The following is a 26,155-nucleotide window of genomic DNA, read 5'->3' on the forward strand; positions in this document are numbered from 1 at the left end:
TCTCCTTAGGCGCTGACGCGTTTCACGGCGCTGGCGACAGTCTGTTCATCCTGTTCCCCGATCAGACGGGAAACCAGGTTCTGAGCGGTGCCAGTGGCAATCGCGGGGAGGCTGGAAAGAGCCTGCTCGCGGGACTGGGCAATCCGGGCTTCGGCGTTTGCGACTTCAGCTTCGAGACGCTTTGCGGTTTCCCGTGCATGCGTTTCAGCGCTGAGGCGAGCCTCATTCTGGATGCGCTCTACATTGGCCCGGGCCTGTGCGGCCGCTTCATGGCGGGTGCTCAGGAGTTCGGCGCTTGCGCGGTCGGACTCGGCTTTCGCACGGCGGGCAATATCGAGGTCATTCTGGATGCGGGTGCGTCGGTTCGACAGCACGCGCTCGATCCGCGGCAGAGCGGAACGGCTAAGGACGACATAGAAGCCGGCAAAAATGACGGCTCCCCAGGCGACCTGTCCGATCAGCAGCGGATCATGGACGTTCAGCTGCGGCATGCCCGCAGCCACAGCTCGGCCCGGCACAGCCGCCAGCGGAGCGGCGAACAGGAAAAGACGTGGCGTGCGGTGCATGTTCGACCTCAGGCGAACAGGATCAGGAAGGCGATCAGCAGCGCGAACAGAGCAACGGCTTCCGTCAGCGCGAAGCCGAGCATGCCGAGGCCGAAAACGTGCGGGCGGGAAGCCGGGTTGCGAGCGATGGAGCTCACGAGCGTCGAGAAGATGTTGCCGAGGCCGATGCCGACGCCTGCGAGGGCGATTACTGCAATACCGGCGCCGATGTCACGAGCGGCTTGAACGTCCATGGTCAGGTTCCTTTAGGGTCGATACAGGGGTTGTGCAAAACCGCGCTCAGTGAGCGACGGCCTCGCGCAGATAGATGCAGGTGAGAATGGCGAAAACGTATGCCTGAAGCACACCCACCAGCAATTCCAGAGCCGTCAGCGCAATGTTGATCGCGATCGGGGCAACGGCCAGGATATGACCGAAGAAGCCCAGACCGGCGAGCATGATTGTGAAGCCGGCAAACACCTCGAGCAGAACGTGACCGGCCACCATATTGGCGAACAGACGGATCGACAGGCTGACGGGGCGAGAAAGAAAAGAAAGAATCTCGATCGGCACGAGCAGCGGCGACAGCCACACAGGGGCGCCAGCTGGCATGAAGTGCTTGAAGAAACCCAGGCCCTGAAAGCGCAGGGAAGCGAGGATCGAGATCACGAACACCGTTACGGCCAGCGCAAGTGTCACTGCGATATGGCTTGTATAGGTGAAGGAGAAGGGAAGCAGGCCGAGGTAATTGCCGGCGAGAATGAAGAAGAACAGAGCGAACACGAACGGGAAGAAAGCAGCGCCTTCTTCACCCATCGTGCCGATGGCAAGGTCATGAATGAAGTCGTAACCAATTTCGGCTGCGGCCTGAAGACGGCCAGGAACGACGGAGGCTGGGCGCATTCCGATAAAGAGGAATGCGAGCACCAGCACAACGGCGATCAGCATGAACAGTGGAGACTGTGAGAACCGCAGAGCTTCGCCCAGAGATCCGAGAACCGGATGGAGCTCGAACTGTCCGAGCGCGTCAATCGTCGATCCGGCTGCCACGCTGGCTTCTCCCGTCATCTTTCAGCTCGGGCACCATGCCCGGCCCATTCAAAACCCGCCAGACATTCATCATGCCGGCACCAAAACCTAGCAGGGCAAAAATCAGAAGGAAAAGAACCCTGTAACCCAGCCAGCGGTCAAGAGCGTAGCCTAATGCCACACCAACCGCCAGACCGGCTACGAGCTCCGTTCCGACCCGGATCGCAACCCCGAAAGATGCGATAGAACCCGCATCTCCATCGGAGGACTTTGTGGAAAACTCTTCCGCGTGGGGATCAAGCTTTTTGCTTGCGCGCTTCAGGCGCACATCAAAGCTGTCATCCTCGTCGGAAGGGGCGTGTCCCACGCTGTCTGATCCCTTACCCTGTGCGCATCCTGTCCACCGGGCACAATGACCGGATTCCTTCTCAGCGCAGGCGCTAGCTACCGACGTGTCCGCAGGCTGTCAATGTATTCCAGCAGCGCAGACGTCGGAAGACGCCATATTTTCATCAACTCACCAGTCTGAGGCGTCGACCGCGGGGTGTATCGCCCGACGAATGATCGAACGGCAACATAGGAGATGTATCTTCCGCGTTGGGTTCGATCTGTGGTGCGTCTGGCATGTGCTGACCGAGATAAGCCTCCGAAAGTGTTCGGAAGGCGTAATCGAGCATCGACGATGCGTAGGCAGCGCCCGGATCACCTTCGACCGTGCCTGCAGGCCCGAAGCGGGTATAAGCGAATCGTTCGACAAAAGCGTCCAGCGGGGCACCAAACTGAAGACCGATGCTGACAGCCTGCCCGAGACAATCCATTAAACCCCGGGCCATTGGCGTTTCTCGGGTCGGGATGATGCTGACTTCACCCAGGGTGCCGTCTTCAAACTCGCTCGTGCGCATGAAGAGACTGTGGCCGCCGACAGCAGTGCGCTGAGTGAAGCCGGTTTGACGCATTGGAAGCTGACGCCGAGCACCACGTTCCAGTCTGGCACGCAGATTCGCCAGTTCGGGTTCTGGCAACTCCGGAAGGAAATCGACGGAGCGTTCCATGGCCTTATGCATGGCGGCATGGGCTTCCGGCCTTGTCGGAGGAAGGGGAGCTTCACCAGCAAGAGCCATGGCAAGGGCGGATTCGGGTGTCAGGCCTCTGTAAGCCAGTCTGGCAAGGGTCGAGGCGCGGAGATGTCCATCGCTTCGCAGGGGCGAAAAGACCGGCGCCAACCCACAGGATTCAACACCTAGAAGTGCGTCGACAGGCCCGGGTCCAGAAAATCCCGTTTCCACCGGGGAAAGATGCTGACCTTCCATGGCCGCGCAGGCCTCTGCCGCGAGAGCGCGTAGCCCCGGCAGGGATGCGCAGGCTGGAATGGTCGGGAGCGAGAGATTTGTGCCTGCATGTGCGATGCTCGTGGCCAGTGCTGCAATGGCTCTGGCGGCCTCTCGTCCTGCATCACTGTCATAGTCGAGCCCCATGGATGCGAGGCAAGCGTCCAGGTCCGTTAGCAGGATAATGCCTGCGGGTTCTTCTGACGGATCAGCGGGCATGTCAAAGAGCGGCAGCTCACCTGTTCGCTCCACGCGTGTTGCTGCGTGAAGTCGACGCAGGGAATCGCAGGCCAGCTTCAGGCAGGCCACGAAATGCTCTGGTGCGAAACCGTCCTCCTGAACAAAGCCAGACAGTCGCACAACAAAACCTGGAATTTCGTCCGGGTGACGTTCCCACAGGGCAATGTTGGGGGCGAGCTGACGCATCAGCAGAAGATAAGACAGGCTCCGGGCAGGAGAGGGGGCATTGGCTGGCGTCCCGGGGAGAGGCGGACACGCATCAATTGTGTCAACCCAGCGTGCCGCTTCCGTCGAAAGGCGGATGGGGCCACCATTTTGCGTGATCTGGGCCAGTGCCTGCGCGGCATCATCCTCCCAGGCGGCCGGAAGGGTGACGGAGCGCGTGGCGCTGTCGTCCGGATCGGTGGTGACCCGAAGCGTTCTCATGCGAACGCCGGTCCAATGAAGACGGGCTGTCATGCTGCGAATCTACGCTGCGTTCCGGTGGCCCGGAAGCGGGAAAACGTGCCTTTTGACCGGGTTAATGGGTGGGAACATGGGGATATGGGGGATAACATTTTCCCAAGCTGATAATCTCTGTTTCCAAAGGGAGGGTTGGACTGCGGCGATGGAGTCCGCTAGTGCAGGAAAATGATTTTTTCGAAGGTGATGTCATGAGCGCAGCCACGGGAACAGCGCCTGCCGCAGCTCGCCACGATCGGCTTGAGCTTCTGGCTGGGTTTCTGGTGCTGGTCTTTCTGGTCGGGATGCTGGTTCTGGCGATGCTGGGTCACCATCGTCATGATGATGGTGGCTACCAGGTTCATGCGTCTTTCAGCCAGATTGATGGTCTGAATGTCGGATCAGATGTGCGTCTGGCTGGAATTACCGTCGGCCATGTGATGTCTGAGGTCGTGGATCCGAAGACTTTTCAGGCGCAGGTGACGTTCACACTGTCGCCGGACGTGAAGCTGCCAACGGATTCTGCCGCGATTGTCACGTCTGACAGTCTGTTGGGCGGAAAGTACATTGCGCTATCACCGGGTGGCGCTGACGCTCTTATCAAGGCTGGCGGGGCGCTGACGGAGACGCAGGGGTCTATCAGTCTTGAGCAGCTTCTGAGCAAATTCATCTTTTCGGTCACGGATACGCTTCAGAAGGCTCAAAAGCCCCAGAAGCCTGCTGGTGGCCTGTCAGACGAGCCGTGAGTTCCGAGGATTTTCCCTGGCTGGATCGTGATGGGCAGCCAGTAGCCTGCGTCGAGAAAGTGCGCGTGCTGAGAGAAAATGATGCCGAATTGCGTCAGACCCTGCAGGATGCGTTCGAGGACGGTATTCTGATGGGTGTTTCCCCAGATGCCATGCGCCAGTCCTTCATCGCCATGCTTGCCGATCTCGTGGACCCGAAATCCCAAGGAAACGCCTGATCATGACCAATCGGTTTCTGCTTGCCGGTGCGGCTCTTCTGGCTCTGTCTGTAACGTCATCGGCGTTTGCTGCTGTAGGGGTTGCCCCCCCGGCGATGTACCCGGCTAATACCTGGCAGGGACGGACACAAGCTGTCATTCGTGTTCTGGATCGGCTTGATGCCCATATTGAAACGCTGACAATCCCGGTGGGCGCAAATGCCTCCTACCGAACGCTTTCGGTGGCGGTTGAGGCGTGTGTCAGTCGTCCGGAAACATTGCCGGCTGACTCTGGTGCATTGCTGCACCTGCGTGATTCGGGAGATTCGGCTCGACCACCCTTCGACGGATGGATGTTGCAGAATGAGCCATCTCTCGGGACTTATGGCAGTTCGCTTTATGATGTGCGTGTTGTGGCGTGCACGGGAGATCGTGTTGCGCCGGACGCTGGACCGCTGCCCGTCATAAAAGCGCCTCAACTAGCCGGTACGACAGCAACGGAAGATGAAGGGGGGACCGATCAGTCCGGCTCTTCATCATCATCTGAAGGAGGAGCGGTTCCGCTGGCGCCAGACAGCCACGCACCGATTCCTCTCGCGCCGCCCTCTGGGGGTGCGCAGTCTCTTGTGCCTCCCGCACCACCGGCATCAGCCGGACCGTCCTTGCCTCCTCCCGCAGCCGATCCCGGCCTGGAATAAGGAGTGGGCGGAGCGGGGGTACCCCTGAAACTGGAAAGAGAAGCCTACTCATGATCCAGATTCCTTTTCCGCCTTCCAAAGCTGCAATCCTGCTGGATTTCGACGGAACACTGGTCGATATCGCTCCTACTCCTGAAAGTGTGGTTGTTCCTCCGGGACTGGCAGACGATCTCCTCCGCCTGAAAGATATGCTCGGCGGAGCGCTGGCTATCGTGACTGGCCGACCGATCGCCCAGATCGACCATTTTTTGCCCGGCATTCCTCATGCCGTAGCGGGGGAGCATGGAGTGGCCGTGCGGACCTCACCTGAAAAAGACATCACCCATCCTGCTCTCCCCTCTGTGCCAGCTGACTGGCTGCAGAAGGCGGAAGATATTGTCTCTTTGCATCCCGGTGCGAGCGTGGAACGCAAGAAGGCTGGAATGGTCCTGCACTATCGTCAGGCGCCGGAGGCTGAAACGGCATTTCGGGCGTTGACGGAGCAATGGTCACCGGAAGCTGGCGGTTTCCGTCTGCAGGACGCTCACATGGCTATCGAGCTTCGTCCGTTGGGCGTGGACAAGGGAGGAGCCGTGCGGGAGTTGATGTCTGAAAATCCTTTTCGCGGTCGCTTGCCACTCTTTGTCGGGGATGACGTTACAGACATGGACGGAGTGAGGGCTGCGCGCCAGATGGGTGGTGCTGGCTGGCTCATTCCGGATGATTTTCCTGATGCAGTCACGTTCCGCCGGTGGCTGCACGATTTATCGGAGGGGCATGGATGGGGCGCCTGATAGTTGTTTCCAATCGTACACCAGCGCCCGGAGAACGGACGCAGCCTGCGGGTGGTCTGACTGTTGGGTTGTATGATGCTGTTCAGACACGGGACAGCCTCTGGTTCGGCTGGTCCGGAGAACAGTGCGACGATGCACTGGACCGGCCTGTCATGGAGGACCGTGCTGGGAATGTGACTTATGCCACATTTGATATGACGCCCCGGCAATATGACAGGTTCTATCTGAACTTTTCCAATGGCGTTCTCTGGCCGTTATGCCACTACAGAACCCAGCTGATCCGTTACACGCGTGAAGATTGCGAGGCTTATTACGAAGCCAATGCCGCCTTTGCCGATCGTCTGGTTCCTCTTCTGAAAGAGGACGATACGATCTGGATTCATGATTATCATCTGTTCCCGCTGGCTGAGATGCTGCGGGACAGAGGGGTCACGGGCCGGATTGGCTTTTTCCTGCATATTCCTTTTCCACCTTGGAGTGTTGCTCGTCTCCTGCCTCAGTTGCAGCGCCTACTGAAGGGGCTGGCGGGCTGTGACCGGATCGGCGTGCAGACACCGGAAGATGCCCAAAATCTCCGGGGCTGTTTCGCGGAATATGGTCTCAAGGCAGAAGTAGAGGCTGTGCCGATCGGGATTGATCCGATCCGTTTCCGGCAGCAGGCTATTGAAAGTGCATCTACGGAAGACGTGGAGCAGATTGTGGACAGTCTGGTTGGAAAGCGCCTGATTATTGGTGTGGATCGGCTGGATTATTCCAAAGGTCTGCCTGAGCGGATGCGGGGGTATGAAATGCTCCTGAAAAACTATCCGGAATATCGCGGCAAGGTGACGTTCTTACAGATCACGCCTGTCTCCCGGACGGGCGTGGAAAGCTATCGGCTTCTGAAGGAAGAGCTTGATGGCCTGGTGGGAACGATCAACGGGGCATATGGCACGCCGGACTGGGTGCCGATCCGTTATACGACCTGGCCAATTTCCCGGAATGTTCTGGCGGGGCTCTATCGGGTGTCCGATGTCGGCTACATCACACCGTTGCGCGATGGCATGAATCTTGTCGCCAAAGAGTTTATCGCGGCTCAGGATTCTAAGGATCCGGGCGTGTTGGTTCTGTCACGGTTCGCTGGTGCAGCACCTGAGATGCCAGAGGCGCTTCAGGTCAATCCTCTGGACGCTGAGGGGATGGCAGATGCACTTCATGCGGCACTCACCATGGACGTGCAGACCCGTCATGAGGCATGGTCCGCACTTTACGGCGAAGTCTCTCGCAACACAGCGGGAAGCTGGGCCAAGCAGTTTCTAGATAGCCTGGAGGCCTCTCGCACATGACTCTGACCGGAACGAAGCAGCCCGATATGACCAGGATATTGGGAGGGCTGTTCGTTCTAGCTGGGGTTTTGGCGCTCGGGACGGCATGGTTTGCGGAGCATCGGCTTCTGCTGGCGCCGTGCGAACTGTGTCTGTGGGAGAGGAGGCCCTGGCGCGTTCTGGTCGGGATTGGCGTTCTGACGTTGCTTTTGCCGCAACGTTACGCACGATACTCCGTCTTCGCGGGGCTACTGTGCCTTGCTGTCAGTATCGGGTTGGCGGTTCTGCATGCAGGCGTTGAACATAAGTTCTGGCCAAGTCCGGCTCCCGAATGTCGCGCGCCGGTTTTCCATGGTGGCAGCTTCAAGGACTGGATGGCAGCGATGCCCGCTCGGCCAAACAAGCCCTGTGATTCGCCTGATTATCTATTCGGCCTTCCGATTTCCATGACGGAAACGGGTGGTTTGTATGCTGTGGTCATTTTTGTGGTGGCCAGCCTCGGAAGCGTGCGCATGCTGCGCTCCCGAGGCTGAAACCTGTCAGAGTCTCGGGCGACCGCGACCGAAGATCAGGCTGATGATCAGCAGTACGAGGAAGATGAAGAACAGGATCTTGCCGATATAGGCGAAATCTGCCGAAATCCCACCGAACCCAAGCACGGCGGCGCACAGGGCAAGGATGAGGAAGACAACCGTCCAGCGAAGCAGATCCATTGGTAAGTCTCCTGGGTCATGATGTTCCTCCAGTTGGAGAAACGGGGTGAGCAAGGCAGAACGGGACAAAGACGCTCCGGTTCAATTTCGTAATGGCTGTATCGTTGAACACATTAAAACGTGACGCCCGCTTTCCGGGTCGCCTGGGTCTGAGAGAGGCACCATGACCAGATTCCGCTCACTGTATCATCAGGGTTTTGCCCGGATTGCGGCCTGTACGCTTCCCGTTTCTCTGGCCGAGCCAAAAGCCAATGCGGAGAGGGTTCTTGAGGTTCTGAAGGACTGTGACCGCCAGCGTGTTGCTACGGTTGTTTTTCCGGAGCTTGGGCTGACTGGCTACACGCTTGATGATCTGCGGTTTCAGGATGTGGTGCTGGATGGTGCCCGAACTGCCCTTGAATGGCTCGCCAGGCAGACGGCTGACCTGATGAGTGTTGCTGTGGTCGGGCTGCCGCTTTGTCGGGGGGAGCTGCTCTATAATTGTGCAGCAGTCATTCATCGCGGGCGTATTCTGGGTGTTGTTCCCAAGTCCTATCTTCCGCGATACCGGGAGTTTTATGAGCCCAGACAGTTCACGTCTGGCTTGGGAACGTCTGGACTGGTGCGGATTGGTGGCGCTGAGGTTCCGTTTGGCGCGGACCTTCTGTTTGAAGCGCATGATCTGCCGGGTCTGACGCTGGGTGTCGAGATTTGTGAAGATTTGTGGGTGGCCAACCCTCCGAGCGGAATGCTGGCTCAGGCGGGGGCAAGTGTTGTTCTCAACCCTTCTGCGTCGCCAGTCACAATTGGCCGTACAGATGACCGTTCTCTGCTGTGCCAGGCGCAATCCATGCGGACTTTGACAGCCTATGCTTATGCAGCGGCTGGGGAAGGGGAATCCACCACTGATCTGGCATGGGATGGTCAGGTTTCCATTCACGAGAATGGCCGTCTTCTCGCGCAGTCAGATCGCTTTCCTCAGGGAGAGCGGCTGGTGGTGGCGGATGTGGATCTTGATCTTCTCCGGCAGGAGCGCTTGCGGACGGGTCAGTTTGGTGTCGGGCGTGACCGTTTCAGAACCATTGGGTTCGCGTTGTCTGCCCCACTGGAAGACCTTGGGTTAAAGCGCGACGTTGCAAGATTCCCGTTTGTTCCTTCTGATCCGAAAACACTGGCTCGGGATTGCTATGAAGCTTGGACCATTCAGGTAAGCGCGCTTCGTCAGCGGTTGCAGGCGAGTGGTGCCCAGCGTGCTGTCATTGGTGTTTCCGGCGGCCTTGATAGTACGCTGGCGCTGCTGGTCGCTGTCAGAGCTGCGGATGAGCTTGGCTGGCCCCGGACGCATGTTCTTGCTTACACGATGCCCGGATTTGCCACCGGTAGTGAAAGCCGTGGGCTTGCTCATGCGCTCATGTCAGCGCTGGGTGTAGAAACCAATGAACTCGATATTCGGCCTGCGGCCGAGACTATGCTGGCGGGCATTGGTCATCCTTATGCAGAGGGCAAGCCGGTTCATGACATTACCTTCGAGAATGTGCAGGCAGGACTGAGGACAGACTTTCTTTTCCGTCTGGCCAATCATCGAAACGGCATTGTCATCGGGACGGGTGACCTTTCCGAACTGGCGCTGGGGTGGTGCACCTATGGTGTCGGGGATCAGATGTCTCACTACAATGTGAATGCTGGAATGCCGAAGACGCTGATCCAGCATGTGATTCGCTGGTTGGTTCGGGAAGGGGGGCTGGAAGGTGGTGCACCAGACGTTCTGGAGAAGATCGTCAATGCTGAAATCTCCCCGGAACTCGTCCCGGATGTGGGGCAGGGAATTCAGAGTACGGAGCAGATGATTGGCCCGTATGCCTTGCAGGATTTCACGCTTTTCTATGTGCTTAGATATGGATTTCGCCCATCACGTATCGCCTTTTTGGCAGAAAAGGCGTGGGGAAGTGTTACAACAGGTTCCTGGCCAATGCATTTCCCCGAAGATCGGCGGAAATCCTATGATCTGGAAGAGATCTGTCACTGGTTGAGGATCTTTATTCACCGGTTTTTTGCCACCAGTCAATTCAAGCGCTCGGCCATGCCAAATGGGCCGAAAATCGTTGCTGGCGGCTCTCTTTCTCCGCGTGGAGACTGGAGGGCACCGTCCGATGGTAACGCACGAGCATGGCTGGAAGAGCTTAAACAGAACACGGCTATGTGAACTTTCAAACTTTTGAGGGGTTGGGGGTTCCGTCCCATGGCTTTCATGCCAATATGCTGGGTACCATTTTATTCAACGGAGATTTTCCGTCATGGCTTACGCTACGACCAATCCATATACGGGTGAAACGCTTAAAACCTTCCCGGAAGCAACTGACCAGGAAGTGCAGCAGGCGATTACCGACGCATATGAGGCCTTCAAGAGCTGGCGCGACGTTTCCTTTGCAGACCGCGCCAAGGTTATGGCTGCTGCCGGTGCGATCCTTCGTCGCGACATTGATAAATATGCCAAGCTGCTCACCCTTGAGATGGGCAAGCTTTATGAAGAAGCCAAGCTGGAGACCATTCTCTCCGCTGAGATCTTTGAATATTATGCCAAGAACGCTGAAGAGCTTCTGAAGCCGGAAAAGCTTCCGGTTGCTGATCCGAAGGAAGGCGAAGCCATCCTGATCCATCAGCCGCAGGGTATTGTCTTTGCGATTGAGCCTTGGAATTTTCCGTACTACCAGATCGCCCGCATCATCGCGCCGCAGCTTTCTGCCGGTAATACGGTTCTGCTGAAGCACGCATCCAATGTGCCGCAGTGTGCTGCTATCTTTGATGACCTGATGATTGAAGCTGGTCTGCCGAAGGGTGCATTCCACAATCTTTATGCTGCTCGGCATCATACGGCCGTGATTCTGAATGATCCGCGCGTCTGTGGTGTGGCACTGACGGGTTCTGAAGGTGCGGGCGCCATTGTGGCCAGCACGGCTGGTCAGGCGCTCAAGAAGGCAACGATGGAACTCGGCGGTGCCGATGCATTTGTCGTGCTTGAAGATGCAGATGTTGAAAAGGCCGCCAAGTGGGCTGCTTTCGGGCGTCACTGGAATGCAGGCCAGGTCTGCGTGTCTTCCAAGCGTCTGATCGTTGTAGATTCCATCTACGACCAGTTCCTTGAGATTTATAAGGCTGAGGTTCTCAAGTTCAAGGCTGGTGATCCAATGGATCCGGCTACGACGCTTGCGCCGCTTTCTTCACAGAAGGCTGCTGACGATCTGAAGGCTCAGGTTGAAGAAGCCAAGAAGCACGGTGCTGTTGTGGAAGTCATCGGTGCACCGGTTCCGGAAAAGGGTGCCTTCTTCCAGCCGCTGCTGATGACGAACCTGCATGGCGACAACGAAGCCCGTCACTGGGAGTTCTTTGGTCCTGTCACGCAGCTCTATCGTGTGAAGGACGAGGCTGAGGCGATCCGCGTTGCCAATGACTCTCCGTTTGGTCTGGGCGGTTCTGTCTTTACCAAGGATACGGCGCGTGGCGTGAAGGTTGCCGAGAAGATCCACACGGGTATGGTCTATGTGAACCATCCGACGATGGTGAAGGCTGATCTGCCGTTCGGTGGTGTGGCTCGTTCCGGTTATGGCCGTGAGCTGATTGGTCTGGGCATCAAGGAGTTTGTGAATCACAAGCTGATTGATGTCGTGGATATCGACGCACCGTTCTGATTGTGAGTTGGCTGGATCTTGCGATCCGGCCTGTTCATGAAAAAACCCGGACAGGAAACTGTCCGGGTTTTTTTTGTGTCTGAAAGACTGATCGGGGAAGGTCAGGCTCTCTGATGGGCCTTCTCTGCGGTCAGATTAATCCAGGGATGTCTGTCCTGCACATATGCAACGACACGCGCTTTGTGGGCGGTCCGCTCTGTTGAGGCGTTGGTCATGGAGCTGCTGTGCTGCCTGTAGTCCGCCAGAATGGCTGGCACCTGTCGTCCGGTTAATCCCAGTTCAGCGAAAGTGCACCAGAGGTCATAGTCTTCCCAGCCCATTGCTTCACGTGAAACATAGTAGCCGCCAGCGGCTGCCCACGCCCATTTGGCGACCATTGCCATGGCATCAATGCGATTGCCTGAAACCAGTGTCAGGGGATTCGAGGGTAGATCGCCGAGAAGAACAGGTGCGCCGGGTGGTGTGATCAGATCAGGGGTCTTCTTTGTGACGAGTGGCCCGTTCTCGTCAAAGCACTGGATCAGCGGATAGGCGTAGGCGATGCCAAATGTCATGGCGGCCAATAGTGTTTCACAAGCATCCGGGCGCAGGATGTTATCGGCGTCCAATTGCAGAGTGTGCGGGGTTTCAGCAGCATCCATGCCGATGTTTCGTGCGCCACCCAGCCCTGCATTGCGAATGGACCGTCTGAAGATCAGGCGGTTGAAGCGGCCGGTGTGCCGTTCCATCCAGATCCTGATGAGGTCAGCGGATTCATCCGTTGACCCATCATCCACCACGATGAGGTCCAGGATTGGAAGTGTCTGCGCAACAACGGAGTCCAGAGCATCCAGAACGTGATTGGCGTAATTGTAGGATGTTACGATGACTGTGACGTCTGCTTCGCCCAGAATGTCATGGTGGAAGAGCGTTTCACTCTCTGGAACGACCGGCAGCGCAGGAGGCTTTACGCGGCCGCGGGCCAGAAGAGTTTCCGCCGCTTGAGCCGCTTCCACATCGCCGTTGAGGGAAGACAGGGCGAGTGCCATGCGCCGGGCTTGAGCTTCCGGGCTAAAGGGCCAGAGAACGTCATGATAGGCGTTACGGGCCAGAGTGCGGCGCAGATCAGGGTTATCGACCAGTTTCAGGAGAGCGCTAGTCCATTCTTCCTGTGTTTCAGCCAGGAGGCCGGTTTCATTGTTTCTTACGACCCGACGGAATGGGCCGGTTGGAGAAACGATGGAGGCGTTGCCTGCAAGAGAGGCTTCAAGGAATTTTATTTCGCTTTTGGCTTCGCAGAAGATGTTGCCGACTTCCAGTGGCGCAATGGAGATATCGAATCTGGCGAACTCTTCCCCAAGTTCGGAAAGGGGAACCATATCTCGCCATTCGATCTGGCTTTCTACGGCCTTGAGAGCCGGGAACTCCTCCATCAGAAGGACGGGACGGTGATTGTCTTTTTCCCTGAATAGAACCAGTCGCGTGTTGGGGCGTGCTTTCAGCACACTGGTCAGAGCAGGATAAGCAATGGTGAAGTCACGCTGATGGGTGCGAGAACCCGTAGCATATCCAATGCGGATCAGTCCGTCGTCAGATGTTGAACGACCAGGCTCTCCGCGGAGGCGACAGCCCAGGCGGGATCGACGCAGTGTCTCATGGTCATAGACATTCGGAAGAAGATGGATGACGGGGCGCAGCTCATGCATTGCAAGAGCCAGCTCCCGGGTTGTTGCTGATCCCTGTTCACAACGCACAAGAGTCCGGCGCATGTCTGCGAAGCAGCGCTCAATGCGCTCTTCCGTCGCGCCCACAGAGCGAATGCCGTCAATGAAGTCGATACGCGCGTAATGTGGAACAAAAACGATATCGTCGGCGTCAAAAATGGTTCTGACGCCTTCCTGCTGCGCCAGATCAAGAATGGTGCTGACGTGGCCGCTATACTCCACGCGCCAGAAAATCATGACGTCAGCCCAGCGGATGTCTTCGTACCCGACTGTGGCGCAAGGCTGGATACGTGCCTCATATCCTGCGTTACGGACGGCTTCGGCATTTCGGTCACATCGATAGGCAACGCCAGGTGTATCGGGCTCACCGGCGATGAAGAGAACGCGCTGTATGACTTCAGGCGAACAGGTTCCATCATCGGGAACTGTAGAAGGTTCTACCAGAGCGAAAGACGTACTAGATGAAAAGTCTTCCTGCTCTGAACAAGACTGCAAGGCGAGAGGCTCAGGAAGTGTTGGGATATGTGGAATAAAGGGTTTTCGAAAAGCCCGAAGAACCCGGCGCCATAAAGGTGCGGGTTGCGACAGAAAGATTCTTAGGGAATCCAGACCCTCGCGGTTTTCTGTATAATGGTGTTCGATCGTTGTCCGCCTGTGGTTTTCTTCCGCCATTTTTACGCGGAAAGCGTCACGTTCCTGGCGTATCGGGTCAAGAATATGCGTCAGGGACGCAATCTTTTCGTCTCGAATGCGGATGCCTCTGGAGAGACACCGGCTCTCGATCCGGAGAGCGTGAGTTGTGTGTTCTGCATGTTCAGCAGCCTGCTTGTATCGTTGAAGCTCTGCGGCGTTCTGGCGTGTGGCTAGGTCATGAGCAAAAAGCTGGCGAACCCTGTGACGGAAATCACGGGATTTATCGGACTGACCCACCAAAAGCTCAATGAAGGGATGCGTCCCTGCTGGGCGGAGCGCAATATGGTCTGACAGAACGACTTCATTCGGGCGGCTCTGAGTTGTTTTCCCTACTAGAACCACGGGAATACTGGATTTTGCCCATTGTTCCTCATGCGTTCGGTGACAGAGCAATATGCCGGAATCACCATCGCTGTGGATTCTCGCGAATGTTCTTTCTGAATGATGACTTTCAAGTTCCTGCCAAGCTCTGAGCTGGGAGCCAAGTTCATCATCCAGCGCCGGAGACAAAAGGATAGTGGCCACCTGTGGGAAGGCATCATTTTGCAAGACGCTTCCTAGCCAGAGAATTGCTCTGGCGGCGTGGTCAGCCCCATCTCCCTGGGGGCCTGAATTTCTCTCGGGTAAGGGCCTCTGGATAAGAAAATTGGCTAATTCGGCCAGATACCTATCCTGCAGAGAGGGCGAGGGGGAGGTTGAGGATGGGTTTGTCACAGGTGCAATTTACAGATTCGTAAAGGTATGGTGTGAAAACATCTTAAGGCATTGTAGAGACACAATCCCTATTTCTGTTTGTTTTTTATGAAGTATTTTAATTTTTTATTGATTGCGTGCTGTAAAGTTTATCCCGTCATTGCAACCATTCGTAAAATGCTCCCTTCTGTGATGGGGCATTCCTGCCCCAGCCTTTCTGTGTCTTTCAAATCACAGTAGGGAATTGCACTGTGAGTGGGTCTCTATATTGCTCCGATGCTCGGGTAGGTCTTGCACAGATACGTCAAATCCTTATTGCTTTTGGTAAATAGGCTTTGGTATATGCAAGACTCGTCACTCGATCATTTGGGTGGTCTGAGGGCCGCCAGTGCGAGGCAACCTTTTTTTAGGAGTGCATGGTAATGGCAATCACTACCGTGGTTGGCGCCTCCGGCCGGATCCTTGCGGTCACGGTCGACGGTGCGCAGGCCCACGCTCTGGCCAGTCAATATTCGTCTGCTATCGCTGGTGTTAGCGGTCTGACGAGTTATGATCTGGTTCCAGGCAGTAACAGCAGCCTGAGCGACGCAAGCGTTTCTCAGGGCGTTATTACTCAGGGCGGCAGCTATAGCATCGACGGGGATGTAGCTTACATCGCCGCCGGTTCATACGGCGCTACAGATACACTGAATGGCGCTGTTTCAATTGACCTTTCCAATGATACCGCTTCGAACATCAGCCTGCTGACAGGTAGCTGGGTTGGCGTTTCGGTTCAGGCTGGAAACCAGAACGGCACGTTCATCGGTGGTGTTGGTGACAACACGTTCACGGGGACGGGCAAGACCGGTAACTGGAACATTGCTACAGGGTCGGGCAACGACACGATTTCCGGGACAGATGGTAACAACACCATCGGTGGCGGAACAGGCAATAACCTGATTACCCTGGGTGCAGGTACGAACGCTGTTCGTTCTGAAGGCCAGGACACGATTGATGGCTCTGCTGGTACGGACACTGTTACCCTTCTGGGTGGCAGCTCGGTCGTAACTCTTGGCAACAATGCCACGGTCTATGACACGACGTACGACAACAACGTAACGGTTGGCAGCAACGGCTTTATCACGGGTGGCAGCTCCAGCACGTACTTCGCGACTGGAACGACCGCAACGGTTGCTGGTGGCCTGAACGATACGATTTCTGCTGCAGGTGACTTCCAGCAGGTTCGGGGTACTGGCAACAGCATCAGTGTCGGTGGCTCCCTGTCCTTCCTGAACGGTACGGGTAACACCACCATCACGGCTGGCAATGCCACCATGTTCGGTGCATCCGGCCTGAACGCTCAGTTCGATGGCACGTCCGGCTACAGCCTGTTCGTGGGCAACGAGGGCGACGAAGCAATCTCTGCTGCGTCTTCTCACGGTGTTCTGCAGGCTTTCGCAGGTACCGGCAACACGACCGTCATTGGCGGAACCGGTGCTGATACGCTGGTTGGTGGAACGGGCAATGCTACCCTTGAGGGTGGTTCCGGCTCTGCTAACCTGTTTGCTCTGAACAAGGGATCCGCTGGTGGCAACTACACCATCAGTGACTTTGGCAGCGCAGCAGGTAACCTGATGGCTCTGTACCAGTACGGTCTTCAGAACAACGGTGGGCTTGAGAACGTTCTGTCCAATGCAACTGTTGCCGGTGGCAATACGACCATTGCTCTGTCCGATGGCTCCAACATCACGTTTGTTGGCGTTACGGATCTGAAGGCTTCGAACTTCAATCTGAGCTGATCTCTACCCTGTCTGTTGGTTCGCCAGCATTCATGAAGGGAGCTGGGTTCGTAAGAACCCAGCTCTTTTTGTTTGTACCTCTTCGTTTCCAGACTTTGGCCTTTTCTTTGATGACAGTGCATCCCGGTTCCAACGTGACACTCCTTCCAGAGGCAGCCGAAGAAGATTCGCGGCGGGTCCTACTTGAGAGTTACCGCAGTTCTGCACGTCTGAACGGAATGAGGGCTGAGGGACTGCAAATTGAGAACACGCACCTCCGGGAGCAGATGGCTCTTGTTCAGAGCTCCCTCTCATGGCGGGTTACTGCTCCACTGAGGCTCATAAGAGGGTTGACGCTAGGTCGTCTGCCTTCTGGCAGGTCTCTTAAAGACCTGCCTGACCGCGTTCTCGAACTTTGGGGCAAAGGGGGCGCCAGTGCTTTAGGGAATGCTCTGGTACGTCAGGTTTTGCCTCGTTCCGGCAGAAAGAACGGGCGGAAAGTTTCTGATTCTCTTACCTCTGCCAAGAAGGCCTCTCCAGATGAAGCTGTGTCGGGGCTTTCCGTTTACAGTGATCCACTCGATAAAACGGCGACCGCACTGGCCCCGAAAGTTCTGATTATTGCAGAAGTTTCTTTGCGGCAGTGTGCGAAGTATCGTGTGTGGCAAAAGCGGGATCTGCTGGAACGCCTTGGATGGTCTGTTCAGGTTGTAGACTGGCGGGACATTGGTGTTGCGATGTCTGGGTTACAGCTTTGTACGCGGGTTATTTTTTACAGGGTTCCTGGCTTCGAGACTGTCATGAAGCTGGTCGCCGAGGCCCACCGCCTGCGTCTTGAGCCGTGGTGGGAAGTGGATGATCTTATTTTCGATGCTGAAGAGTATCTTCAGAATGGGAACATCAGCAGTTTGCCGCAGGCAGAGCAGGATCTGCTCATGTCGGGTGTTACCTTATTCCGGCGCTGTATGCTTGCGTGTGGCCGTGGCATCGCTTCGACCCCGGCATTGGCGCAAGCCATGTTGGACGCAGGCCTTACAGACGTTTCAGTGCTGGAAAATGCTCTTGATCATGAGACGATTGAGATCGCGGCGTCTCTTCCTACCCATGAAGGTACGGATATAGAGCGTGTGTGGGTTTCTTATGGATCAGGAACCAATACGCACGATGAAGATTTTCGGCAGGCTCAGGCCGGGCTGATTGCTGCGATGGAAGATGAGCCGCGGTTATGTCTGCGGGTCATTGGTCAGCTTAAGCTTTCGGATGACTTTGATAGGTTCGGAGACCGTGTAGAGCGGCTCACTGAGTTGTCCTATCGCGACTATCTGGGCGTGCTTTCCCGAACGGATATTGCCATTGCACCTCTGGAACCGACGCTCTTCAACGATTGCAAGAGCAATATCAAATTTCTGGAGGCGGCAGTCGTTCAGGTTGCGGCGGTTTGTTCCCCGCGGAGTGCTTTTCTCTCTGTGATGCGGCATGGCGAGAATGGTCTGCTGGCCGTCACCGATGATGACTGGAAACAGAGTTTTCTGACTTTGGCCCGAGATGTACCGCTGCGTCGGCGCCTTGCGGCTCAGGCCCTGCAGGATGTGATGGAACGGTACGCGCCCGATGCGATGGCGGTTACGCAGGGGCAGGCTGTTTTCGGTATGCCTGTGATGCCGGATCGGCACGCTTTGCGCGTCCTTATGGCAAATGTCTATTACGCTCCCCGCTCATTCGGAGGGGCGACGATCGTTGCAGAGGAGTTGGCAGAAAGGCTCACGCAGCGTGGTGTTGAAGTGGGAGTCATGACGTCTCGTCCACGCCTAGACGAAAATCTGTCAGGAAGTATTCGCTATGTCATCAACGGTACGGATGTGTTGTCCGCGGTAATTCCGGAGGGAACGGACCTCATAGGAGCTCTCGACAATCCGCAGATGGCTGAGGTGTTTGCTGATTGGTTAGACGCTTATCAGCCAAATGTTGTGCATGTGCATGCGGCCCAGGGGCTGGGTACTGCAATGCTGCGGGTCTGTCAGGAGCGCGGGGTTCCGTATGTTTTGACACTGCATGATGCGTGGTGGCTATGCGACCGGCAGTTCATGGTCCGGGAAGATGGACATTACTGCTTCCAGACCCGTATTGACCAGCAGGTTTGCCAGATGTGCCAACCTCATGCCCGACACCTGCGAGATCGTGTGACGATCATGCATCAGGCTCTGGCTGAAGCGGCTTTGTTGATAAGCCCTTCTGAGGCACATCGTCAGCTTTATCTTGCTAATGGCGTCGAGCCGGAGCGGATCGTTGTGAACAGGAATGGCTTTCGGTGGCCTGAACGCTTTCGTCGCCAGAGAATTCCGGGCTCGCGGCTACGCTTCGGATTCGTTGGCGGAACTGAGGCAGTAAAGGGATATCCACAGCTTAAAAAATGTATGGAGTCTCTTGAGCGATCTGACTGGGAGCTGGTTCTGGTTGATAACAAGATCAATCTTGGTTTCAGGTCCATTTATGCTGAAGACTGGTCAGTAAAGGGGGATCTAAAAATTGTACCTGCCTTCACGCAGGCTGGACTCGATGACTTCTATGATCAGATTGATGTTCTTCTGTTTCCTTCCCAGTGGAAAGAGAGTTATGGCCTGACTGTTCGTGAAGCTCTGGCGCGCGACGTTTGGGTTGTGACGACTGCTCCAGGGGGACAGTCAGAGGATGTTGTGGACGGGATCAACGGGACGCATCTTCCTCTTGATGGGCGTCCTGAAACACTCGCGGCGACTGTTGAAGCCTTGCTCAATCAGGCCGAAAAATTTGACGGATATGTCAATCCATTCAAGGGCGATTTGGCAACGTATGAGGCGCAGACAGAAGAGTTGCTAGGCTTTCTGGAGCGCGTGGCCAAGCGTGAAACCAAGTTAGTGACCCATTAAAAGAGCTGGTAAGGCACGTAGTCTGTCTTCACTGGCAAGGGCCTGCACCAGTCGTGCCCGGAAACCGGCCTTCTTGTGCTGAACGCGCGGTGGGTTATTGGCCAGATAGAGTGCGATCCAGTCTGGGTCAAAAAAGGTTTTGTCAGGAATTTCGCTTCGCCACAGATGGACTGATGCGACCCCGCTTGGGTTATCTCGCAGAAGCTCTGTCTTGATGAACGGTGCTTGCCCTGAGTGGAGCACAGTGCGCCAATCTGTATGCATTGGGTTTAAGGATAAAAGGCGTGCCAGCCCCCGTGTGCTGCTCCATGAAGCTGCGATATCCAGTTTGGCGGCCTGCATGGCCAAGCCGAGACCGAGTTCACCATGCAAGACGATTTCCGGCTTGCTCATACTGTTGAATGGCTGCTGGAACACGCGCCTGATGGCGGGATGATCGAGAACATCGCGTGTCATGACGAGAAACCAGGACTGAAGATGAGCTGTAATAGCTTCTGATCGTACCATGCCCCAGATAGGGGAGCGGGTGGCCCGCATGTTTTCCATAATGGGCCGTAAAGGCGTCATGGGCCCGAACACGCTGTCATTCGCGAAGAGGATTTCACTCGCTCCCGCGTCGCAGTGGTTATTGAGCAGATCCTGCCAGGCTCCAAAATCAAGACCAGAATTCTTTCTGGCGTACAGGTTAGCCCTGATCGGGATCGGACCGGAGGCAAAGCTGTTTTCGAGGGCTGTCATTCTCGCTGTGTCATTTGGATCCAGTCCGGAGACTGCGACATGAAGTTCGAACCCGCATCCTGCAATCTGGCTCAGGAGGTGTCTGGTGTGTGGAGCCAGTGTTGCTGATGGGTCGTGATAGGCGAAAAGGCAGATAGAACGCGACATGAAATCCCTGACGATGGAACGCTAACGCTGTTTGCGCGATTATATCATCGTTGCCCGATTGTATTGTAAGAAATACTGAGGAATGCTGTAAAAGATGATGAATGTTCAGGTGTTGAAGATACATCCTGAGATAGGTCCGCAAAAGAGGAGAAGCATGCGCCCATGAGTAAGGCATTTCTCGCAGCCGTTCTTCAGGACTCTATCGACTGTACAGGTGTCGCTGCACAGCGTGCGGCCAGCGATCTTGTAGATGCTATTATTGATGAACTAAAGCGCGAAGGGGGATTTACTATCTCTTCTTTCGGGACATTCACTGTGTGCGAAACAAAAGCACGTCATGCCATAAACCCACGGACAGGAGAGCCTGTTGAGGTTCCTGCCGGGCGAACGGTCCGATTCAAGGCAAGCCCGGGATTGAAGCAGAATTTATAGAAAGTTTGGCTGGGGCGGGAGGATTCGAACCTCCGCATGGCGGAATCAAAATCCGCTGCCTTACCGCTTGGCTACGCCCCAGTAGATCGCGTTTACGAACGCGATGGATCGGCTTTTAATCCGAACCAATGCGTCTCGTAAAGCCCAATATCAGAATTCAAGTTCCAGTTCGTGATCTGGCAGCCCTGTAGTGCGCATGGCTTCGTCCATTTTGCGACGGGCTGATGCCTTCAGGATACCCAGACGCTCGGCTCGGTTGAGGGCCTGATCCAAGGCCGCCATTGTACTTCCGAGATCCTGGCTTTCGTCTTTTTCCCAGGCCCGGAGCGCGTGTCCCCAGACGGCGGTCAGGGCGTTAATGCGCCAGATGCCGCCAAGACCGGAACAGTCCATGCCTGCTGCGTCAGCAAGCCAGCGCATGGAATCCACAGTTGCTCCGGCGAGCAGAGCTGCCAGAGCGGGGTCATAGGGAACGGCGTGCAGGACAGCCCTGACGCCTGTGCGATATTCTTCGAAAATATCGAATCGGCGCATCATCAGGTCGAAAAGATATTCGCGAAGTGTGCCGCCATTTCCTTCGTCGCGGAGTGCGCTTTCATCGGCGAGCCGTCCCAGGCGCAGCAGCAGCAGTGCTTTGACCGGATAGCGTGAGCGCACAGCATCGACAGGCAGACCTGCCTCGCGCGCGGCATCAACTAGAGAAAACCGGTGCCAGCCGTCTGAGCCAGCCAAACTCAAGGCAGACTGGAGGAGAGCAATATCGAAGGCTTCCCTGTCCAGTTCCGGTGTGCTGTCTGATGCCAGCTCATCGGTATCAAATGGGTCCTGCCGCTCTTCCATGCCGGTCTCCTGTAGAAATCTTGTTTCTTAATGGTGGGAGCGTTTGCCAGTGTCAGCAAGTTCCCACCAGAGAGAAACGATCAACCGGCGAGTTCGTCGGCCCGTTTTGTGGCCGCGTCAATGGCTTTTGAAATATTTGACGGCCATGCGTCTGGAGCCATGAGAACATTCAGGGCAGCAGCGGTTGTTCCGTTCGGGCTGGTGACAGCTTTGCGCAGATCGGCCGCGTCGTCAGGCATGTCATCCAGCATCCGGCCTGCACCGTAGATTGTTCCGCGTGCCAGACGGCGTGCTGTCGTTTGGGAAAGGCCGTGTGCTTCTCCAGCTTTTTCGAGCAGTTCAGCAAGAAGAAACACATACGCAGGACCTGAGCCGGAGACGGCTGTTACTGCTAAAAGGTCTTCCTCACTATCGACGCGGACAACATCGCCAACAGCGAATAGAAGTTCGTGGCAGAGGCTTGTCTGTTCTTCTGTCGCCTGAGGAGACGCATAGAAGCCGCTGATACCTGCGCCGATCGCTGAAGGGGTGTTCGGCATGGCGCGAAGAATGGGGAGAGTGGCGCCGCTTTTAGATGTCGCATCTGACAGGGCGGCACAGGTTCTGCCGGCCATGACGGAAAGCAGTGCAGCCTTCTTCATGCGAGAGCCCAAGGACTCCCCTAAGGCACTGATTGCTTCTTCCGCTGCCGCAGGTTTTACGGCCAGGACGATAATATCCGGCGTAAAGGTCGATGGAATGTCAGACGCGGCTCGAACGACTGAAAAGGTATCGTCCGAACTGGATCTGTGTCGATCAACGACAATGATATGGGGAGGTGTGGGAGAGGCGAGCCACCCGTCGAGAAGCGCGCCTCCCAGTTTTCCACAACCAACCAGCAGAATTGAAGGTGTTGATGGCAAGGTCATGCGTCTCCGACACAATCAAGCATGGCAGCGTCCAGTGCATCCTGAGGAGATTTTCCGCCCCAGAGAGTGAACTGGAAGGCGGGGTAAAAGCGCTCACATTCTGACATTGCGATATCGATCAGGTCTTCCATGCTTTCACCTGGAGGGGTTGAGACACCACGCATCAGGAGCGTATGGCGAAAGGAGGGAACACCGGTTTCCGGATCAATAATGAAATGACCAACCCACAGCTTGTTGTTGGCGAGGGAGACCAGTTCATGCACGTCCGATCGACGTGCTGTGGGGGACCGTAGATCCAGCGTGCAGTTCAGATGCAGGGCTGAAAGCTCGTCTGACCAGGTGAAATAGAGAGAGTAGTCACACCATTGACCTGGGGCCTGAGCCGCCATTTCGGACTGGCCAAGGCGCTCGAATTCCCATTCGTAGAGGCCCATGACCTGTTCCATGAGGTCAAGCGGATGGGATTCTGTTTCTGTGGTGAGTGAGGTGCTCAGGGCAGGCATGTCGGATCTCCCAAGGCCGTGGAGGCCGGAACCGGTCATGCACCGGTGCGGCGCTCCAGATGTCTGCGGCCAGGAGGGGAATGACCTCTCCTGACGTTGATCACGTTATGTGGCCTTGGTGAAGTGTGCAAGTATCACGCACAGCTTCAAGCAGTTCGTACGAAGATGTGTTGCATCAGGATCGCAGCGAAAGCGACCGTTTTAGCCCTGAGGGCCACCCTTTTCTTCAGTTGCGAGGTCTTCGAGTGCTGTCAGGCGCGATTCGATGGCAGCAAGGCGGGCTTCTGCTTCGTCCTGTGCCATGCGCGCGCGCGTCGCCATTTCCTGAACGGCATCGAACTCATCACGACGAACCAGTTCAAGGGAGGTCAGGACTTCGTCAACGCGGGTGCGGATGATGGAGTGTAGTTCTTCGCGGGCACCGGTGACAGCCGAAAAAGCATTGCCGGCAAGGCCTGCGAGGTCGTCGAAGAAGCGGGGTCTGTCAGACATGGGAGAAACTCCTGCAGAGAGGCGGCGTGTCGTGTGTGGCGCGTCGCTTGGATCGTTTTCGGGGGCAGACTATACAGGAAGGATGATTATCGTCACCGGCGGAGCCGGATTCATTGGATCGTGCCTTCATGCCGCCCTGCGTCAGCGCGGGCTGCGGACGGTTGTTGTGGACCGGCTTCGTGAGGGCGTAAAATGGCGCAACCTCGCGTCTCATGCGCCGGATCAGATCATCACGCCTGAGGCGCTCCCGAGTTTCCTCGAGACAGCGCCAAAGATCGAAGCGGTCTTTCATATGGGCGCGATCAGCGCAACGACTGCACGAGACGGAGACCTTGTCTGGTCGACTAATGTGGCGTTGTCGCAGTTTCTCTGGCGTTGGTGCGCCCAGAACGATGTCCGGATGATTTACGCTTCGTCTGCGGCGACATATGGCGCCGCAGACCAGCCTGAGATGTTCCGTGACGGGCTGGATGCGATTGATCATCTCAGACCGTTGAACCTTTATGGATGGTCAAAGCAGGTTTTTGATCTGTGGGTAAAGCGTGAGCTGGAAGCTGGGCATCCGGCCCCACCGCAGTGGGCTGGACTGAAATTTTTCAATGTTTATGGCCCGAATGAGTATCACAAAGGGTCCATGATCTCCGTCGTGAAGGTCAAGTATGATGATCTTCAGCGAGGTGCTGCGGCACGACTGTTCAAATCTGACGTTCCAGGAATGGCCGATGGCCAGCAGAAGCGTGACTTCATCTGGGTCGGGGATGTTGTGAATGTCATGCTATGGCTTTTCGACCATCCGGATGTCAGTGGTCTTTTCAACTGCGGAGCCGGTGTGGCGCGGAGCTATCTGGATCTGGCGCATGCAGTCTGTGACGCTGCGCATCGGGCGCGGGACGTGGAATTCGTTGAGATGCCTGAGAAGCTTCGCGGGCAGTATCAGTCTTTCACCTGTGCGGACATGAGCCGTTTGCGTCAGGCAGGATATGATGCGCCGTTTACGTCGCTTGAAGACGGAATACGGCAGTATGTGCGTGATTATCTTTCCCAAGCGGAGTCAAACCTTTGAGCCAGCCCTTGATGTTCCCTGGGTTTGACCCCGTTGCGTTTCATGTCGGCCCGCTGCCGGTGCGCTGGTATGCCTTGGCGTATATGGTCTCGTTCATCATTGCGTTGCCAATTGCGAGACGATTGAACAGGCTGGCACCGGAAGTAGCGACCAGTGAACAGGTCGATGATTTCCTGTTTTACGCTATTTTGGGTGTTCTGCTGGGTGGTCGTCTTGGGTACGTGTTGTTCTACCGACCTCTGGATTATCTCGCGCATCCAGTGGACATCATCAAGACGTGGGACGGCGGAATGTCGTTTCATGGTGGGGCTTTGGGCGTCATTCTGGCTCTGGCGTTCTTCTCTTGGAAAAACCGTCTGAGTTTTCTGGCTTTTGCGGACCGGATCGTGCCGGTGGTTCCGATTGGGCTGGCGCTAGGTCGTTGCGCCAACTTTGTGAACGGGGAACTGTGGGGGCGTCCAGCATCGCCTGATCTGCCGTGGGCCATGGTATTCCCCACAGGTGGGCCCGTGGCACGGCATCCTTCCGAGCTTTATGAGGCGTTGACGGAAGGCGTTCTCCTGTTGTGCGTCATGCTGTTCGCCGCAACCCGTCCAAGATTGCGGGCACATTTCGGATTTCTGTCAGGGTTATTCCTCTTTGGATATGCCTGCGCGCGGAGCTTCTGTGAATTTTTTCGGGAGCCGGATGCGAATATCGGCTTTCTGGCCGGTGGGGTCACGATGGGGCAGATCCTGTGTATTCCGATGGCGCTCGCTGGGCTGGGTCTGATGACGTATGCCCTTCGTCGTCCGGCGCAGGAGAGCGCTCATGTCTGAGGCTATTCTCAGAAGTAATGGTCTTGGCGTGCCACATGGCTTTTTTACGCGCCTCGGCGGCGTGTCCCCGAAACCTTATGACAGCCTGAACTGCTCTCTGTCGTCTCCTGATGATCTGGCGAACGTGAGCGAAAACCGTGCGCGTGTTGCGCGGCAGATCGGGGTTGAGCCAGAAAAGCTTCTGGGTCTGAAGCAAACGCATAGTGACATTACGGTTCCAGTGACCCGGGAGACGGTTCTCTGGGCTATGGGGCGTGGGCAGGATGGCGATGCGCTGGTGACGGATCGCCCTGACGTCGGGGTTGGGGTGATTACGGCAGACTGCGGTCCTGTTCTCCTCGCTTCAGAGGATGGACAGATTGTGGGAGCCGCGCATGCCGGATGGCGTGGAGCGGTAGGCGGTGTTCTCGAATCTGCTGTGACGCAAATGAAAGCTCTGGGCGCCAAGAATATCCGGACAGTAGTCGGCCCCTGCATTGGGCCTGAGAGTTATGAAGTTGGCCCGGATATGCGGGATGCCGTTTTGGCTCAGGACGGGAACGCAGGCCTGTTTTTCCGTGTGGCAGAGCGGGCAGGGCATTTCATGTTCGATTTGCCAGAATACTGCTCGGCGCGGCTGAAAGCTGCTGGTGTTCAGCAGGTTGAAGTACTGGGTGTGGATACATTGACGGACCAGAGGTTCTTCAGCCACCGCCGACGGACACTCGCAGGCGGTGGCCATATTGGTCACCAGATCTCAGCAATCCGGCCTCGCGTTTCATCATAGTATTGCAGAGTGCCGCA

26 protein-coding genes and 1 tRNA gene are annotated in these 26,155 nt (G+C 56.3%); 14 read left to right on the forward strand and 13 right to left on the reverse strand.

The annotated features are described in order from the left end of the window. Positions 1-5: 5 nt before the first annotated feature. The 5 genes from KP702_RS15125 to KP702_RS15145 form a co-directional block, all read right to left on the reverse strand. A complete protein-coding gene (locus KP702_RS15125) occupies positions 6-566 on the reverse strand; it encodes an ATP synthase F0 subunit B' (RefSeq protein WP_046900359.1) in 561 nt (186 codons plus the stop codon). A gap of 8 nt (positions 567-574) precedes the next feature. Beyond that, positions 575-799, reverse strand: coding sequence for an ATP synthase subunit C family protein (locus tag KP702_RS15130; RefSeq protein WP_007284348.1), 225 nt, complete (start codon positions 797-799; stop codon positions 575-577). A 46-nt stretch (positions 800-845) separates the two neighbouring features. Continuing rightward, positions 846-1,595: a F0F1 ATP synthase subunit A gene (locus KP702_RS15135; RefSeq protein ID WP_046900946.1), complete on the reverse strand. Its 750-nt coding sequence runs from the start codon at positions 1,593-1,595 to the stop codon at positions 846-848. After that, positions 1,573-1,941 (reverse strand): AtpZ/AtpI family protein, encoded by a 369-nt coding sequence (locus KP702_RS15140; RefSeq protein ID WP_086634744.1) that lies wholly within the window; start codon positions 1,939-1,941, stop codon positions 1,573-1,575. The genes KP702_RS15135 and KP702_RS15140 overlap by 23 nt, the downstream gene beginning before the upstream one ends. Before the next feature lie 145 nt (positions 1,942-2,086). Then, on the reverse strand, positions 2,087-3,601 hold the full coding sequence (locus tag KP702_RS15145; protein ID WP_202206834.1) for a vitamin B12-dependent ribonucleotide reductase: 1,515 nt from the start codon (positions 3,599-3,601) through the stop codon (positions 2,087-2,089). Positions 3,602-3,795: 194 nt separating this feature from the next. Between KP702_RS15145 and mlaD the strand changes: the two genes are divergently transcribed. The 6 genes from mlaD to KP702_RS15175 are packed head-to-tail and all read left to right on the forward strand — an operon-like array spanning position 3,796 to position 7,834. Next, on the forward strand, positions 3,796-4,329 hold the full coding sequence (gene mlaD / locus KP702_RS15150) for an outer membrane lipid asymmetry maintenance protein MlaD (protein ID WP_207204216.1): 534 nt from the start codon (positions 3,796-3,798) through the stop codon (positions 4,327-4,329). Next, complete coding sequence (locus tag KP702_RS15155) at positions 4,326-4,547, forward strand: hypothetical protein (RefSeq protein WP_046900355.1); 222 nt, start codon at positions 4,326-4,328, stop codon at positions 4,545-4,547. The genes mlaD and KP702_RS15155 overlap by 4 nt, the downstream gene beginning before the upstream one ends. A 2-nt stretch (positions 4,548-4,549) precedes the next feature. Beyond that, positions 4,550-5,224 carry a DUF2155 domain-containing protein gene (locus KP702_RS15160; protein ID WP_215769319.1) on the forward strand — a complete coding sequence of 225 codons (675 nt, stop codon included), beginning with the start codon at positions 4,550-4,552 and terminating at the stop codon, positions 5,222-5,224. A 50-nt stretch (positions 5,225-5,274) separates the two neighbouring features. After that, positions 5,275-5,997 carry a trehalose-phosphatase gene (gene otsB, locus KP702_RS15165; protein ID WP_046900353.1) on the forward strand — a complete coding sequence of 241 codons (723 nt, stop codon included), beginning with the start codon at positions 5,275-5,277 and terminating at the stop codon, positions 5,995-5,997. Continuing rightward, positions 5,985-7,322 carry a trehalose-6-phosphate synthase gene (locus KP702_RS15170; protein WP_215769320.1) on the forward strand — a complete coding sequence of 446 codons (1,338 nt, stop codon included), beginning with the start codon at positions 5,985-5,987 and terminating at the stop codon, positions 7,320-7,322. Before otsB ends, KP702_RS15170 begins: the two co-directional genes overlap by 13 nt. Beyond that, positions 7,319-7,834 carry a disulfide bond formation protein B gene (locus tag KP702_RS15175; RefSeq protein ID WP_215769321.1) on the forward strand — a complete coding sequence of 172 codons (516 nt, stop codon included), beginning with the start codon at positions 7,319-7,321 and terminating at the stop codon, positions 7,832-7,834. The genes KP702_RS15170 and KP702_RS15175 overlap by 4 nt, the downstream gene beginning before the upstream one ends. A gap of 6 nt (positions 7,835-7,840) precedes the next feature. Here the strand turns inward: KP702_RS15175 and KP702_RS15180 are convergent, their stop codons facing one another. Continuing rightward, positions 7,841-8,014 carry a DUF1328 domain-containing protein gene (locus KP702_RS15180; protein ID WP_046900350.1) on the reverse strand — a complete coding sequence of 58 codons (174 nt, stop codon included), beginning with the start codon at positions 8,012-8,014 and terminating at the stop codon, positions 7,841-7,843. 163 nt (positions 8,015-8,177) lie between these two features. Here KP702_RS15180 and KP702_RS15185 point away from each other — a divergent pair, with 163 nt between their 5' ends. Beyond that, a complete protein-coding gene (locus KP702_RS15185) occupies positions 8,178-10,196 on the forward strand; it encodes an NAD(+) synthase (protein WP_215769322.1) in 2,019 nt (672 codons plus the stop codon). Positions 10,197-10,287: 91 nt separating this feature from the next. Further along, positions 10,288-11,679 carry an NAD-dependent succinate-semialdehyde dehydrogenase gene (locus KP702_RS15190; protein WP_215769323.1) on the forward strand — a complete coding sequence of 464 codons (1,392 nt, stop codon included), beginning with the start codon at positions 10,288-10,290 and terminating at the stop codon, positions 11,677-11,679. Between the two features lie 101 nt (positions 11,680-11,780). Here KP702_RS15190 and KP702_RS15195 read toward each other — a convergent pair whose 3' ends face one another. Then, positions 11,781-14,624, reverse strand: a complete 2,844-nt coding sequence (locus KP702_RS15195; protein WP_252348773.1) for a glycosyltransferase — start codon at positions 14,622-14,624, stop codon at positions 11,781-11,783. A 566-nt stretch (positions 14,625-15,190) separates the two neighbouring features. On the opposite strand from KP702_RS15195, the gene KP702_RS15200 reads away from it, so the two are divergent. Both KP702_RS15200 and KP702_RS15205 read left to right on the forward strand, forming a co-directional pair. Further along, positions 15,191-16,546, forward strand: a complete 1,356-nt coding sequence (locus tag KP702_RS15200; protein ID WP_215749519.1) for a calcium-binding protein — start codon at positions 15,191-15,193, stop codon at positions 16,544-16,546. A 110-nt stretch (positions 16,547-16,656) separates the two neighbouring features. Beyond that, positions 16,657-19,431, forward strand: coding sequence for a glycosyltransferase family 4 protein (locus KP702_RS15205; protein WP_215769324.1), 2,775 nt, complete (start codon positions 16,657-16,659; stop codon positions 19,429-19,431). On the opposite strand, the gene KP702_RS15210 is transcribed toward KP702_RS15205, so the two are convergent. After that, complete coding sequence (locus KP702_RS15210; protein WP_202206825.1) at positions 19,417-20,316, reverse strand: rhamnan synthesis F family protein; 900 nt, start codon at positions 20,314-20,316, stop codon at positions 19,417-19,419. The genes KP702_RS15205 and KP702_RS15210 overlap by 15 nt on opposite strands. 162 nt (positions 20,317-20,478) lie before the next feature. Here KP702_RS15210 and KP702_RS15215 point away from each other — a divergent pair, with 162 nt between their 5' ends. Continuing rightward, positions 20,479-20,748 (forward strand): HU family DNA-binding protein, encoded by a 270-nt coding sequence (locus KP702_RS15215; RefSeq protein ID WP_202206824.1) that lies wholly within the window; start codon positions 20,479-20,481, stop codon positions 20,746-20,748. 6 nt (positions 20,749-20,754) lie between these two features. Here KP702_RS15215 and KP702_RS15220 read toward each other — a convergent pair. From KP702_RS15220 to KP702_RS15240, 5 genes are all read right to left on the reverse strand, one after another. Then, positions 20,755-20,829 (reverse strand) — tRNA-Gln (locus KP702_RS15220). Between the two features lie 69 nt (positions 20,830-20,898). After that, entirely contained in the window at positions 20,899-21,588 is a 690-nt protein-coding gene (locus tag KP702_RS15225; protein ID WP_202206823.1) for a TetR family transcriptional regulator, read from the reverse strand. 80 nt (positions 21,589-21,668) lie between these two features. Next, positions 21,669-22,496 (reverse strand): pyrroline-5-carboxylate reductase, encoded by an 828-nt coding sequence (proC, locus tag KP702_RS15230; RefSeq protein ID WP_202206822.1) that lies wholly within the window; start codon positions 22,494-22,496, stop codon positions 21,669-21,671. Next, positions 22,493-22,999, reverse strand: a complete 507-nt coding sequence (locus tag KP702_RS15235; protein WP_086634776.1) for a YbjN domain-containing protein — start codon at positions 22,997-22,999, stop codon at positions 22,493-22,495. The genes proC and KP702_RS15235 overlap by 4 nt, the downstream gene beginning before the upstream one ends. 201 nt (positions 23,000-23,200) lie before the next feature. Next, the gene (locus tag KP702_RS15240) at positions 23,201-23,491 is read right to left on the reverse strand and encodes an accessory factor UbiK family protein (protein ID WP_202206821.1); all 291 of its coding nucleotides are present in this window, start codon (positions 23,489-23,491) and stop codon (positions 23,201-23,203) included. Between the two features lie 82 nt (positions 23,492-23,573). On the opposite strand from KP702_RS15240, the gene rfaD reads away from it, so the two are divergent. From rfaD to pgeF, 3 genes are read left to right on the forward strand one after another with little or no spacing between them, the layout of a single operon-like run. Further along, a complete protein-coding gene (rfaD, locus tag KP702_RS15245) occupies positions 23,574-24,554 on the forward strand; it encodes an ADP-glyceromanno-heptose 6-epimerase (protein WP_202206820.1) in 981 nt (326 codons plus the stop codon). An 11-nt stretch (positions 24,555-24,565) separates the two neighbouring features. Next, positions 24,566-25,372 (forward strand): prolipoprotein diacylglyceryl transferase, encoded by an 807-nt coding sequence (gene lgt / locus KP702_RS15250; protein ID WP_099211185.1) that lies wholly within the window; start codon positions 24,566-24,568, stop codon positions 25,370-25,372. Then, positions 25,365-26,138 (forward strand): peptidoglycan editing factor PgeF, encoded by a 774-nt coding sequence (gene pgeF / locus KP702_RS15255; RefSeq protein ID WP_202206819.1) that lies wholly within the window; start codon positions 25,365-25,367, stop codon positions 26,136-26,138. The genes lgt and pgeF overlap by 8 nt, the downstream gene beginning before the upstream one ends. Positions 26,139-26,155: the final 17 nt, after the last annotated feature.

This window comes from Gluconobacter sp. P5B12 (assembly GCF_018812035.1).
Taxonomy (GTDB): Bacteria; Pseudomonadota; Alphaproteobacteria; order Acetobacterales; family Acetobacteraceae; genus Gluconobacter.